Here is a 13010-nt window from a genome sequence, read left to right on the forward strand (position 1 = left end):
TTCAACATTTGCTGAAACTCTTTTATACTTTAGAATGAAAAAGTGATTATCTTCTTCTTTCTTTAATTTTTGCTTTTTTACCAGTAAGTTCTCTGAAGTAGTAAATACGAGCTCTACGAACTTTACCTCTTTGATTCACTTCCACTTTTTGTAAAGCTGGCATGTTAACTGGGAAGATACGCTCTACACCAACAGCACCAGACATTTTGCGGATAGTAAAAGTTTCAGTCATTCCTGAACCTTTTCTTTGAATAACAACTCCTTTAAAAAACTGAGTTCTTGTTTTTTCACCTTCTTTAATTTCGTAGTATACTGTGATTGTATCACCAGCTGCGAATTCAGGGAAATCTTTCTTTGTTGACAATTCGTTATTAACGAAATCTACTAAATTTGCCATTTTGATTACTAATTATGGTTTAAATCTGAGTAACATTCACGCATTTCGCCAGAGGTTAGTCAAATGTGGGTGCAAATATAAAAAATAATTAGTAATTGACAATTGATAATTAAGAATTTTTTTAGTGCTAAACCAATAGCTTTAATTGGTCAATTATTTGTTCGTCAGTAACTGAAAATGGTTTGTCATTCCTGATTGATTCATAAAGGTTTTCAAATAACTCATAGAAGTTTCCTTTTATTGAAGGAATGGTTTCGGTTACAGTTTCATTATTTTCATTTACATAAGTCAACTTTCCTTCTTTATTTTCCTTTTCTTTTCCAAATTCAGAATCATCAGGTTTCATCCCATCAATAAGATGATTTTCTTGTTCGTCGCAAAATTCTTTTACAAAAGTTCCTTTCGTTCCATGAACAACTATTCCAGGTTGTGCATCAATAACTAACAAACTTGTTGTGATAAAAACATTGACTTTCTTTAGGAAAATAATATGCATAAAAGCAAAATCATCAACTTGAGAATTTATTCTGTAGCTGTTTTTATAACGATAATGCTTTTCAGGTTTTCCAAAAATGGAAATTGCTTGGTCAACTAAATGCGAACCTAAATCATACCAAATTCCGCTGCTTGGAATAGGATTTTCTTTAAATGCTTTTACGCCTATTGATGGTCGATATCTGTCAAATCTTAGATGCATTTCTATAATTTCACCTAATTTTCCACTTTCTATAATTGATTTTGTAGACATAATATCGCTACTCCAGCGTCTATTTTGGTAAACAAATACTTTTCTACTGACATTTTTTGCAATAGATAATAATGTTTCAAATTCCTCTGGTGTTGAAGTAACGGGTTTTTCAATTAGAACATGTTTTTTGGCTTCTAAGGCTTTTTTTGCATATTCAAAATGAGTATCATTTGGAGTATTAACTACAACTAATTCTATTGATTCATCCGAAAGTAAATCTGAAATTGATGAGTAACTTTTTATTTCAGGATAATCTAAAGATGCTTTTTGTTCATTTCTTTCTAAAACAGCATATAAATCAAATCCTTTATGAACTTTAAAAAATGGCGCATGAAAAACTTTTCCTGACATTCCATAGGCTAAAAGTGCTGTGACAATTGGTTTTTCTGCCATAATTAATCTTCTAATAAATCAGGACGACGATTTTTAGTATGCTCAAATGCTTTTTCTTCACGCCATTGCTCAATTTTTGCAAAATGACCACTTGTTAAAACTTCTGGAACTTTCCAGCCTTTATAATCAGCTGGTCGAGTATAAATTGGTCCAGAAAGTAAATTATCTTGAAAACTATCAGTCAAAGCCGAAGTTTCATCTGATAAAACTCCAGGAATTAAACGAATAATTGCATCGCATAAAACAATAGCTCCAATTTCGCCACCAGATAGAACATAATCTCCAATTGAAATTTCTTTGGTGATAAAATGGTCGCGAACTCGTTGGTCAACACCTTTATAATGGCCACAAAGTATGATGATGTTTTCATAAAGCGACATAGAATTTGCCATTTTTTGGTTCAACGTTTCTCCATCAGGCGACATATAAATTATTTCGTCGTAGTTTCTTTGACTTTTTAAATAAGTTATGCAATCATCAATGGGTTGAACCATCATTACCATTCCTGCGCCACCACCAAATTGATAATCGTCAACCGATTTTTGTTTGTTGGTAGTATAATCTCTTAAGTTGTGAAAATGAACTTCCACTAATCCTTTTTCAATGGCACGTTTCATGATTGAACCTTCAAAAGGACTTCGTAATAAATCGGGTAATATGGTGATGATGTCTATTCGCATGAGGCAAAGATAAGGTTTACTTTTTAGTAGCTAAAATGGAGTATATCATTGGGATTTTATTTTCAAAATGTGAAATTCTAAATTTTCCTTTTTCAAATTCTTCCGTTTTATTGAAACAATTATAAGGCGAATAATCAAATTCGTTAAATTGATTTAAGACTAAATTGTTTGAAATTAAAGCATTTAAAAGTTCAGAAATAGAATGATTCCAAGTTATTGTTTTGGCTTCGATGTTAGAATATCTGTCTGCATAAGTTCCAGTTTCATTTTCGATAATTGGTTCAATATTGAAATAATTATAAAAAATTTCTTTGAAATCATTGTCATACATCCAAACCACTGGATGAAAATCAGCCATTATAAATGTTCCATTTGGCTTTAAAAAATGCGATACAACTTTTGCCCATTTATCTAAATCGGGTAACCAACCAATTGTTCCATAACTGGTAAAAACAATATCGAATTTTTCATTTAAAATATTTGGTAAATTATAAACATCAGAACAAATAAATTTGGCGTCAAGATTTAATTCTTTTGCCAGTTCATTAGCTTTTTCAATTGCTTTGTCTGATAAATCAACTCCTGTAACTTTTGCACCTAATCGTTCCAATGATAAGCTATCTTGTCCAAAATGACATTGTAAATGCAATATTTTTTTACCTTCAACATCACCCAGAAGTTCTAATTCTATTGAGTTTAAAGTCGATTTTCCTTTTATAAAACTTTCGTTATCGTAAAATTCAGATGCAACGTGAACATCGGTTTTGTTGTTCCAAGTTTGTTTGTTGATGTTAATGTAATTTGAAATGTTTTCCATTTTTTGATGAAATGATTTTGAAATTTATAGTAAGCTCATCTTGACATCGCAATTTCGTTTAAATATATTATATTTAAAATATTTTTATAATATATGAAAAAAATCATAGTACTATTTGTATCAATATCTATTTTACTCTTAGCGATAATTTATCTCTTAAAAGTTTTATTATTTAGTTTAAAAAAAGATGAAATTAATAATATTTTAAACCCTGATAATACTGAAATAAAAGTACAAAATTCAGTATATAGATTTAAAGAAATTTCATTGAAAGATAGTTTAACTCATGATTTTTATATCAAAAATACAACTGACAAAGAATTGTTGTTAAAAAATGTAATGTCAAATTGTAAATGTATTATTATTGATTTTGAAAAGAAGCCAACAACTAAAAATGATTCCACTAAAATAACGGTGAAATTTAAGCCCGAAGTAGTTGGATTTGCTGAAAAAAATATTGTAGTTGAAGCTAATACAGTTCCACCTTACACAATATTAGCATTAAAAGGAAATGTAACAAATTAGTTTTTATACTCCAAATTGTTTTAAATGATGGTCAAGATGCATCGTATGCAGTTTACTCCATTCATCATAAGTCATTTTACCAAAAAAAGGATGTTTAGTGGTTTTTATAGCTTTTTCGCCTAATTCAGAAAAAGTATTTATTCTTTCAATTAAACCATTTTTAACATCTTCAAAATCATACGTTTCGGTTCTAATAAATGCTGGCGCTGTTGGGCTATTTTTTTTGAATTCGCTCGAATTTAAAATTTTTCCTTTTAACATTTTTCCAAACATTCGCATAATAAAATTTGCTTTCATAGGTGTTTTACCAAAAGCAAAATCCATTGGAGCTTGACAGTGAGAAAGCATTTGATCAACAGTCATTTTTCCCCAAAGTGCTTTACTGTCAGGTGATAAATTCTGTATTCTTGCAATTATTAAATCATTATCGGTTTTATTATAAATAGAACTCATGGTTTTAGGTTTTTGTTAAACAAATTTACAATATAAATAGTAAATTTGCACTTCATTAAAAAAATCAAAGTATGGAAAATGGAATATATGCTAAATTCAACACTACTAAAGGTTCGATTTTAGTAAAATTAACTCACGATTTAACACCTGGAACAGTTGGAAATTTTGTTGGATTAGCAGAAGGACAATTAGAAAATGATGCAAAGCCTATGGGAAAACCTTATTATGATGGTTTAAAATTTCACAGAGTGATTCCTGATTTTATGATTCAAGGCGGTTGTCCTCAAGGAATTGGAACTGGCGGTCCAGGTTATAAATTTGATGACGAATTTCATCCAAGTTTAAAACATGATAAACCAGGAGTTCTGTCAATGGCAAATGCTGGACCTGGAACAAACGGTTCTCAATTTTTCATTACGCATGTTCCAACCAATTGGTTAGACGGAAAACATACTGTTTTTGGTCATGTTGTAGAAGGACAAGATGTTGTAGATTCAGTTGCTCAAGGTGATGTTTTAGAATCTTTAGAAATTGTTAGAGTAGGTGATGAGGCAAAAAAATGGAATGCTATCGAAGCTTTCAGAACTTTTGAAGGTTCACGTTTAAAAAGAATTGAAGAAGCGAAAAAACAAGCTGAGGAAGCAATGGAGAAATTGGCTGCAGGATTTGATAAAACAGAAAGCGGTTTGCGTTATAAAATTATTCAGAAAGGAAACGGGAAAAAAGCTGAAAGCGGAAAAACGGTTTCTGTTCATTACACAGGACAATTAGATAATGGTAAAACTTTTGACTCATCATATCCAAGAAAAAAACCAATTGAATTTCCTTTAGGGAAAGGACATGTTATTGAAGGTTGGGATGAAGGGATTTCTTTGTTGCAAGTTGGTGATAAAGCTCGTTTTGTAATTCCATCTTATTTAGGATATGGTTCAGCTGGTGCTGGAGGAGTTATTCCACCAGATGCAACATTAATTTTCGATGTTGAATTAATGGATGTAAAATAAAGAAATATTAATAATTGCTTAATAAAAATACTCAACAGCTTTCTGTTGGGTGTTTTTTTTATATTTAGCCCAACCAACTAAATAAAAAGATATGAAATTTAAAGTAGTAAGTTTTACATTATTAGCTGTTCTAATTTATTCATGTGCTTCAAAATCTGCTGTAGCTACAACTACTGAAGCCGTTAAATCGGAAGAAAAAGTTGCTGTATCAACCGTTTTGACTCCAGAATTAGCTGAAGGAAAAAATTTGTATGAAAATAATTGTGCTAAATGTCATAAACTATATGAACCAAAACAATTCTCAGCCGAAGAATGGAAACCAATAGTTCAAAGGATGCAAAAGAAAGCTCATTTAGATGATACTCAAGGAATGAAAATATATAATTACGTTTCTATGAACTAATAAAAAATCCCGATTTTATCGGGATTTTTTATTTAAACTTCAAAGCCATCAGGAATTGTAACTCCTTTTTTGACAACAATTATTCCGTCTTTGATTGTGTAAAGTTCAGTGTTTTGATCTTCTAAATGTTTTCCGCCATTTAGTTTTACATTATTACCAATTCTACAATTTTTATCTACAATTGTATTGTTGATATAGCAATTTTCACCAATTCCAATATTGATAATATTATTTTGAAGGTTATGACTTATTTCATCTAAATTTTGATAAAAATCATTTCCCATCAAATAAGTGTTTCTGATATAACTGTTTTTCCCAATTCTACTTCTAATTCCAACAACTGTATGTTCTATTTTAGAGGAATCAATTATACAGCCTTCAGCAATTATTGATTTATCAAAGGAAGATTCACCTGTAATTTTTGATGGAGGCAAAACTCTGGCACGAGTATAAATTTTACAAGAATTGTCAAATAAATTGAATTTTGGAATTTCATCAGTTAAGCCAAGGTTTGCCTCAAAAAAAGAATCAATGTTCCCAATATCAGTCCAATAGCCTTCGTATTGATAGCTTAATACTTTTTTATTTCCAATGGCTTGAGGAATAATTTCTTTTCCAAAATCTTTAGTATCTGGATTTTTCATCAAATCAATCAAAAGTTGTCTATTGAAAATGTAAATTCCCATCGATGCTAAGTAATTTCTACCTTCATTTTTCATTTCATCACTAACTTCTGATGTCCAATCTGGTAATAAATCAGCAGCAGGTTTTTCAATAAATGAGCTAATAAAATTATTTTCATCCGTTTTTAAGATTCCAAACTCTGTGGCTTCTTTAGCAGTTACAGGTAAAGTAGCTATTGAAATGTCTGCTCCATTTTTTTGATGTGCATCAATCATTTCATTAAAATCCATATGATACAATTGATCGCCAGAAAGTATTAAAGCATATTCAAATTCGTGATTCAAAAAATGTGTCATACATTGACGAACTGCATCAGCAGTACCTTGAAACCAAGTAGGATTTTCAGGAGTTTGTTCGGCAGCAAGAATATCAACAAAAGCTTGACTAAAATGACTAAAATGATAAGTATTTTTGATATGCTGATTTAATGATGCCGAATTAAATTGTGTCAAAACAAACATTCTTTTAATATCAGAATTAATGCAATTTGAAATTGGAATATCAACCAATCTATATTTTCCAGCAATTGGTACCGCTGGTTTTGAACGACTTTCAGTTAATGGTGCTAATCTTGAACCTTGTCCGCCACCAAGAATTATAGCTAATGTGCTTTTAATAATCATTTTGTTGGTTTTTAATAGTTTTATTATGCTTTTTCTTTCTCGAATTTAGATTGTACTTCTTGATAAAAATTATAGGTAGTTTTTGCAATTGATTCCCAGCTAAAAATATCTAAAACTCTTTTTCTTCCTGCTTTTCCCATTTGTATAGCTAAAGTTTTATTTTCTAGTAAACAATTTACTTTTTCTGCAAAGTGTTTTTGAAAAACTGCTTCATCTTTAGGGTAAAAATCAGTTCGTGATTTGCTTTCTAAAGGAATTAAATAACCAGTTTCATTTTCAATAATTATTTCTGGAATTCCACCAACAGCACTTCCTACAACAGGTGTTTCGCAAGACATTGCTTCTAAATTGATAATTCCAAAAGGTTCATATAATGATGGACAAGCAAAAACTCTCGCATGACTATATAAAACTTTTATTTTTTCACGTGGTAACATTTCAGAAATTAAAATTACACCATCACGAGTTGATTGTAATTCTGTAATCAATTCTTCGGTTTCTTTGGCAATTTCTGGTGTGTCTGGTGCGCCAGCGCAAAGAACTATTTGACAATTTTTTGTAAAATATTGTGCAGCACCAATCAGTTGCGAAATTCCTTTTTGGCGTGTAATTCTTCCAACAAACAAAACAAATGGGATATTTGGATTGATGCCATATTCTTCAAGCAAATTATTATCGAAAGTTGGTTTGTAAAACTCAGGGTCAATTCCGTTGTGAATCACCTTTACTTTTTCAGGATTTATTCCATAAGCTTCTACTACATCAGTTTTCATTTGCTCGCTAACAGCAATTACTCCATCAGCTGTATTGTAAGCTTGGTGTTCAATCCAACGAGAAAGAAAATATCCATTTCCTAATTGTTCAACTTTCCAAGGACGATGAGTTTCCAAGCTATGTGTTGTTAAAATCAACGGAATTTGAAGCAATTCACGGGTAAAAATTCCAGCTAAATGCGTGTACCAAGTGTGACAATGAACAACGTCAGCTTGCATGGTATGTTGCGACATTTCTACATTTCTGCTCAGATTATGAAACATTTTAATGTGTGAATTGTTTTCATCTTCCATTTTGGTCAATGAAGATTGAATTCCTAGAACATTCATAGAGTCTAGAGTTTCATTTTGATTACCAAAACATCTAACTTCAACATTGGCTAATTTGGCTAATTCTTGACTTAAAAAATCGATGTGAACTCCTGCGCCGCCATAAATATTTGGTGGAAATTCGTTGGTATAAAGAGCAATTTTCATTTATAGAAAAAAGTAGTTTTTGGTTTATTGTTGTTTTACTTTTTAAAGTTAGGGAAATTAATTGTTTTTATTACATTTATACTGATATAAAAACTATAAAAAAATGTAAATTTTATGGAAAATAATCTTTCGTGGAGTGATTTTGAAAAAGTTGATATACGTATTGGAACTATTATTGAAGTAAATGATTTTCCAGAAGCCAAAAAACCTGCTTATCAATTAAGTATTGATTTTGGTAATGAAATAGGGATAAAAAAATCATCAGCTCAAATTACGAAACGTTATGAGAAGAAAAATTTGATTGGAAAACAAATTGTTGCAGTTGTAAATTTCCCGAAGAAACAAATTGGAAATTTTATGAGTGAATGTTTGGTTTTAGGTTCAGTTGGAGTAGATAACGATATTGTTTTGTTAAGTTCAGATTTAAAAGTGGAAAATGGTTTGCGAATTGGATAAATAAAAACCCAAAACTAGAGTTTTGGGTTTTTATTTTTTTGATTAAATATCATCAAAATCGATATCGGTAAAACTTTTTTCTGAAGTTGGTTTTTCTTCACTAGTTTCTTGATTGTATTCTCTTTTGAAATCTTTTTGGTGTCTTTCTGAAATTACTTCTTCGCCTTTGTGTTGTAAAACGTAGTCAGTCATTTCGCTTAGAATTTCTGAAAAGGCAGCAAAATCTTCTTTGTATAAATAGATTTTATGTTTTTTGAAGTGAAACGATCCATCTTCTTCAGTAAATTTTTTACTCTCAGTAATGGTAATGTAATAATCATCTGCTTTTGTAGCTCTAACATCAAAGAAATAAGTTCTTCTTCCTGCTCTCAAAACTTTAGAAAAAATTTCATCTTTTTCTAACATATCATTTTCTCTCATATTTTTTTCAGTCTAATTTTATGTTACTGTAATGTTCAAAAATGGTAATTTTTTCGTTACGAAACAACATTTAATTTAATTCTTTTTCAGAAAGTTGTTTCAAATATAATTCGGCATAATAACCTTCTTGGTTTACTAATTGATTATGAGAACCTTCTTGAATGATTTTTCCATCTTCAAGAATAATGATTTTATCGGCATTTTTGGCTGATGAAACTCTGTGACTTACAATTATTGTGGTTTTATCTTTTGAGATTTCAAATAGATTATTCAAAATTTGTTCTTCGGTTTCTGTGTCAACAGCCGATAAACAATCATCAAACAGTAAAATTTCAGGATTTTTAATAATTGCTCTAGCAATTGATACTCTTTGTTTTTGTCCGCCAGAAAGTGTAATTCCGCGTTCGCCTAAAATTGTCTCGTATTGTTTATTGAATTGAATAATGTTTTCGTGTACAACAGCTTGTTGAGCAACTTTTATAATTTCATCATCAGTAGCGTTTTCTTTTCCAAATTTAATATTGTTTTTGATGCTATCAGAAAATAGAAAAGCATCTTGAGGAACAATGCCAATACTATTTCTTAAATCAAATAAGTTTACATTATCAATTTGATTTCCGTCAATTGTAATTTTGCCTTCTTTTACATGATACAACCTGGTTATTAAAGATAAAATAGTTGATTTACCCGAACCAGTTTTCCCCAAAATGGCTAGAGTTTCACCTTTTTTAACCGTGAAAGAAATATTTTCTAAAGCTTGAATATTTGTGTCATCATAGGTAAATGAAACATTTTTAAATTCAATATTTCCTTTAATTTCAGTTCTGTTGGTTGCTTTGTTTTTGATTTCTGGCTCAATTTTCAGGAATTCATTAATACGTTTTTGTGAAGCTTCGGCTTCTTGAACCAACGAAGAAACCCATCCAATTGAAGCAACTGGCCAAGTCAACATGTTTACATATAAAATAAATTCGGCAATGGTTCCAATGCTTTCAATGCTTCCGTTGATATACATTACTCCGCCAAAATAGATAACAACTAAGTTGCTAATACCAATCAAAGCAATCATTAACGGTCCAAAAAGCGATTGTACTTTGGCTAAATTCATGCTTTTGGTTTTGCTTTCATTAGCTAAGTCAATCATGTTGTCTTGATGTTGTTTTTCTAATGAATACGCTTTTACAACACGTATTCCAGAAAAAATTTCTTGTGTAAAACTTGAAACTTTGGAAAGGTATTGTTGAAAAATAGTACTTCGTTTATTTATTTCTTTGCTAAGTTTAAATATTATATAGGACAAAATTGGCAATGGAAGAATTGTATATAAAGTCAATCTTGGAGAAACATTATACATATAAATAATTACAACTGTAAAACGAATTAATGTATTAATGGTATACATAACAGCAGGACCAACATACATTCTTACTCTCGAAACATCTTCACTAATTCTATTCATCAAATCACCAGTTCTATTTCTTTTATAGAAATTTTGGTCTAGTACTTCATAATGTTTGAAGACTTCATTTTTTAAATCAAATTCTACATGTCTAGACATTACAATTAATGTTTGTCGCATTAAAAATGTCAATATACCAGCAATTAAAGCTGTTCCGATAATTAAAAGTATGTTTTCAATTAATTGTCCTTTTATAATTTCAGAGCTAATATTTTGATTATTAAAATCTTCAATTGCTTTAAAAGATTTGCTGATTAGTTTGGGTGTAAACAGCATGAAAATTTGTGCGATAATAGTAATTATTATGCCTAGAAGAAACCTGTATTTGTATTTAACAAAATATTTGTTTAGGTGTTGAAGTTCTTTCATAGAAAAATGATAAAAGGCAACTTTTTTAAATGATAAATGTTAAAATGTTAAAAAATGTGTAATTGATGAATTTTTAGTTAAAACCATTTTTATTAACAATTTCATAATTATTTCTATTTAAAGCAAATATTATTGAATAATATTATAATTTTGCGGTATGTTTTTGAAAAAACAATAAATACCAATTAATTTATTACAGCATGAATTTAGAAATTACAAACCCAGCTGAGTTGCAAAAAATGGATCCTGTTTTTGGACAATTATCATTTGATAATCATGAACAAATAGTTTTTTGTCACGACAAATATACAGGTTTAAAAGCAATTATTGGTATTCATAATACGGTTATGGGACCAGCTTTAGGTGGAACAAGGATGTGGAAGTATAACAATGAATGGGAAGCTTTAAATGATGTTTTGAGACTTTCTCGTGGAATGACTTATAAATCTGCAATTACAGGATTGAATCTTGGAGGAGGAAAAGCCGTTATTATTGGAGATTCTAAATTAGATAAAACTCCAGAAATGATTACTAAGTTTGGTGAATATGTAAATTCATTGAGCGGAAGATATATTACAGCTGAAGATGTTGGAACAACTACTGCCGATATGGATAGAATTCACGAAGTAACACCTTTTGTTACCGGAATATCTGAAGAAAAAGGTGGTTCAGGAAATCCATCGCCAGTTACAGCTTATGGAGTTTACATGGGAATGAAAGCTGCGGCTAAATATCAATTTGGTTCTGAAAGTTTAGCTGGTAAAAAAATATTAGTTCAAGGGACAGGACATGTTGGAGAAACTTTAGTAGAATACATCACTAAAGAAGGCGGAATAGTTTATGTTTCTGATATTAATTATTCAAGAAAAGAAGAGGTTGCAAAAAAATATGGAGCTATAGTTTTTGAAGGAGATGATATTTATGGTGCAGATGTTGATATTTATTCACCTTGTGCGCTTGGAGCTACAATTAACAACGATACAGTTTATAAAATTAAAGCAAAAGTTATTGCTGGTGCAGCTAATAATCAATTAGCAGTAGAAGAAATTCACGGAAAAATTTTAAGAGAAAGAGGTATTGCTTATGCTCCAGATTTCTTAATTAATGCAGGTGGAATTATAAATGTTTACGGTGAAATTGTAAAATATTCTAAAGAAGAAGCAATGCGTAGAACAGAAAACATCTACAATACTACTTTAGAGATTTTCAAACACGCAGATAGTAAGGCAATTACAACGCAACAAGCTGCTATGGAAATAGCAGAAGCTAGAATTGAGCAAAGAAAAAAAGAAAACGCTAATAAATAATAGCAAGTTTTTAAAATAGTATTATTTTTGCAAAGCGAAAGGTTATCTTTCGCTTTGTTAATTTTTAAAGTTCTTACAAGTGCTAAACAGAAGACATATTCGACTAAAAGTGATGCAATCTATTTATGCAATGCATCAAAAAAAATCAGACGATATTGAAAAAGAAGAAAAGTTTCTTTATAATAGTATCGACAATATATTGGATTTGTATCTAATTATGATTTCGGCACTAATAGAAATTCAAAAAAAAGAAATTCAATTTCTTGAAACTTCCAGCAAAAAACATCTTGCAACTCCAGAAGAAAAAAATCCTAACAAAAAGTTTGTAAACAACGCTTTGTTGAATCAATTGTCTGAAAGTAATACGATTAGTATTGCGCTTAAAAACAGAAAAATTGACAATTGGGAAAAAAATGATGATTATATTATCATTTTATTAAACGAAGTTAAAAAGAGTTTGTTGTATCAAAAATACATGCTTCAAAAAACTACTTCATACGAAGACGATAAGCAATTTATAGTTGATTTATTTACTGAAGTTATTGCGCCAAACGAAAAATTATATGAATATCTTGAAGATCATAAACTAACTTGGATTGACGATATTCCTGTTGTAAATACTCAAATTTTAAAACAGTTAAAACACATTGAAGAAGGCGAAGATTTTAAAGTTTCAAAGCTTTACAAAGATGAAGAAGATAAAGAGTTTGTGAGTAATCTGTTTAGAAAAACAGTTTTGAACGAAGCTGAGTTCTCCAAGGAATATGAAGACAAAACACCAAATTGGGATACAGAACGTATAGCCGAAATAGATACAATTATTCTAAAAATGGCAATATGCGAATTTTTAAAATTCCCTTCAATTCCAGTTAAAGTAAGCATTAACGAATATCTAGAAATTGCAAAAGAATATTCTACTCCTAAAAGTAGTATTTTCATCAACGGAATTTTAGATAATTTGGTTAAAGAATTTAACATGGAAAATAAAATCAAAAAAACAGGAAGAGGTTTGTTATAAATTT

General features: G+C 29.9%; 15 protein-coding genes. 6 read left to right on the forward strand and 9 right to left on the reverse strand.

All coding sequences use genetic code 11. The annotated features are described in order from the left end of the window. Window positions 1–46 precede the first annotated feature (46 nt). From rplS to RN605_RS00710, 4 genes are all read right to left on the reverse strand, one after another. Window positions 47–397, reverse strand: coding sequence for a 50S ribosomal protein L19 (rplS, locus tag RN605_RS00695; RefSeq protein WP_313321485.1), 351 nt, complete (start codon window positions 395–397; stop codon window positions 47–49). 127 nt (window positions 398–524) lie between these two features. Continuing rightward, window positions 525–1538: a Gfo/Idh/MocA family oxidoreductase gene (locus RN605_RS00700; RefSeq protein ID WP_313321486.1), complete on the reverse strand. Its 1014-nt coding sequence runs from the start codon at window positions 1536–1538 to the stop codon at window positions 525–527. A 2-nt stretch (window positions 1539–1540) separates the two neighbouring features. Further along, a complete protein-coding gene (gene trmD, locus RN605_RS00705; RefSeq protein ID WP_313321487.1) occupies window positions 1541–2218 on the reverse strand; it encodes a tRNA (guanosine(37)-N1)-methyltransferase TrmD in 678 nt (225 codons plus the stop codon). A 16-nt stretch (window positions 2219–2234) separates the two neighbouring features. Beyond that, on the reverse strand, window positions 2235–3035 hold the full coding sequence (locus tag RN605_RS00710) for a class I SAM-dependent methyltransferase (protein WP_313321488.1): 801 nt from the start codon (window positions 3033–3035) through the stop codon (window positions 2235–2237). Between the two features lie 93 nt (window positions 3036–3128). Between RN605_RS00710 and RN605_RS00715 the strand changes: the two genes are divergently transcribed. Continuing rightward, window positions 3129–3560 (forward strand): DUF1573 domain-containing protein, encoded by a 432-nt coding sequence (locus tag RN605_RS00715; protein ID WP_313321489.1) that lies wholly within the window; start codon window positions 3129–3131, stop codon window positions 3558–3560. A 3-nt stretch (window positions 3561–3563) separates the two neighbouring features. Here RN605_RS00715 and RN605_RS00720 read toward each other — a convergent pair whose 3' ends face one another. Further along, window positions 3564–4013, reverse strand: coding sequence for a DUF1569 domain-containing protein (locus tag RN605_RS00720; RefSeq protein ID WP_313321490.1), 450 nt, complete (start codon window positions 4011–4013; stop codon window positions 3564–3566). Window positions 4014–4084: 71 nt separating this feature from the next. Between RN605_RS00720 and RN605_RS00725 the strand changes: the two genes are divergently transcribed. Together RN605_RS00725 and RN605_RS00730 are read left to right on the forward strand one after the other, a co-directional pair. Further along, complete coding sequence (locus RN605_RS00725; protein WP_313321491.1) at window positions 4085–5017, forward strand: peptidylprolyl isomerase; 933 nt, start codon at window positions 4085–4087, stop codon at window positions 5015–5017. A 91-nt stretch (window positions 5018–5108) separates the two neighbouring features. Further along, entirely contained in the window at window positions 5109–5420 is a 312-nt protein-coding gene (locus RN605_RS00730) for a cytochrome c (protein ID WP_313321492.1), read from the forward strand. Between the two features lie 32 nt (window positions 5421–5452). Here RN605_RS00730 and RN605_RS00735 read toward each other — a convergent pair whose 3' ends face one another. After that, window positions 5453–6727 (reverse strand): glucose-1-phosphate adenylyltransferase, encoded by a 1275-nt coding sequence (locus RN605_RS00735; protein ID WP_313321493.1) that lies wholly within the window; start codon window positions 6725–6727, stop codon window positions 5453–5455. Between the two features lie 23 nt (window positions 6728–6750). Further along, window positions 6751–7977 (reverse strand): glycogen synthase, encoded by a 1227-nt coding sequence (glgA, locus tag RN605_RS00740; RefSeq protein ID WP_313321494.1) that lies wholly within the window; start codon window positions 7975–7977, stop codon window positions 6751–6753. Window positions 7978–8091: 114 nt separating this feature from the next. Here glgA and RN605_RS00745 point away from each other — a divergent pair, with 114 nt between their 5' ends. Then, window positions 8092–8433 (forward strand): tRNA-binding protein, encoded by a 342-nt coding sequence (locus RN605_RS00745; protein WP_313321495.1) that lies wholly within the window; start codon window positions 8092–8094, stop codon window positions 8431–8433. A gap of 42 nt (window positions 8434–8475) precedes the next feature. On the opposite strand, the gene RN605_RS00750 is transcribed toward RN605_RS00745, so the two are convergent. Both RN605_RS00750 and RN605_RS00755 read right to left on the reverse strand, forming a co-directional pair. Then, window positions 8476–8853, reverse strand: coding sequence for a PUR family DNA/RNA-binding protein (locus tag RN605_RS00750; protein WP_313321496.1), 378 nt, complete (start codon window positions 8851–8853; stop codon window positions 8476–8478). 70 nt (window positions 8854–8923) lie between these two features. Beyond that, the gene (locus RN605_RS00755) at window positions 8924–10681 is read right to left on the reverse strand and encodes an ABC transporter ATP-binding protein (protein WP_313321497.1); all 1758 of its coding nucleotides are present in this window, start codon (window positions 10679–10681) and stop codon (window positions 8924–8926) included. A 200-nt stretch (window positions 10682–10881) separates the two neighbouring features. Here RN605_RS00755 and RN605_RS00760 point away from each other — a divergent pair, with 200 nt between their 5' ends. Further along, window positions 10882–11988: a Glu/Leu/Phe/Val dehydrogenase dimerization domain-containing protein gene (locus RN605_RS00760; RefSeq protein WP_313321498.1), complete on the forward strand. Its 1107-nt coding sequence runs from the start codon at window positions 10882–10884 to the stop codon at window positions 11986–11988. 112 nt (window positions 11989–12100) lie between these two features. After that, a complete protein-coding gene (nusB, locus tag RN605_RS00765) occupies window positions 12101–13006 on the forward strand; it encodes a transcription antitermination factor NusB (RefSeq protein ID WP_313321499.1) in 906 nt (301 codons plus the stop codon). Window positions 13007–13010 lie beyond the last annotated feature (4 nt).

Source organism: Flavobacterium sp. PMTSA4 (assembly GCF_032098525.1).
GTDB classification, from domain to species: domain Bacteria; phylum Bacteroidota; class Bacteroidia; order Flavobacteriales; family Flavobacteriaceae; genus Flavobacterium; species Flavobacterium capsici.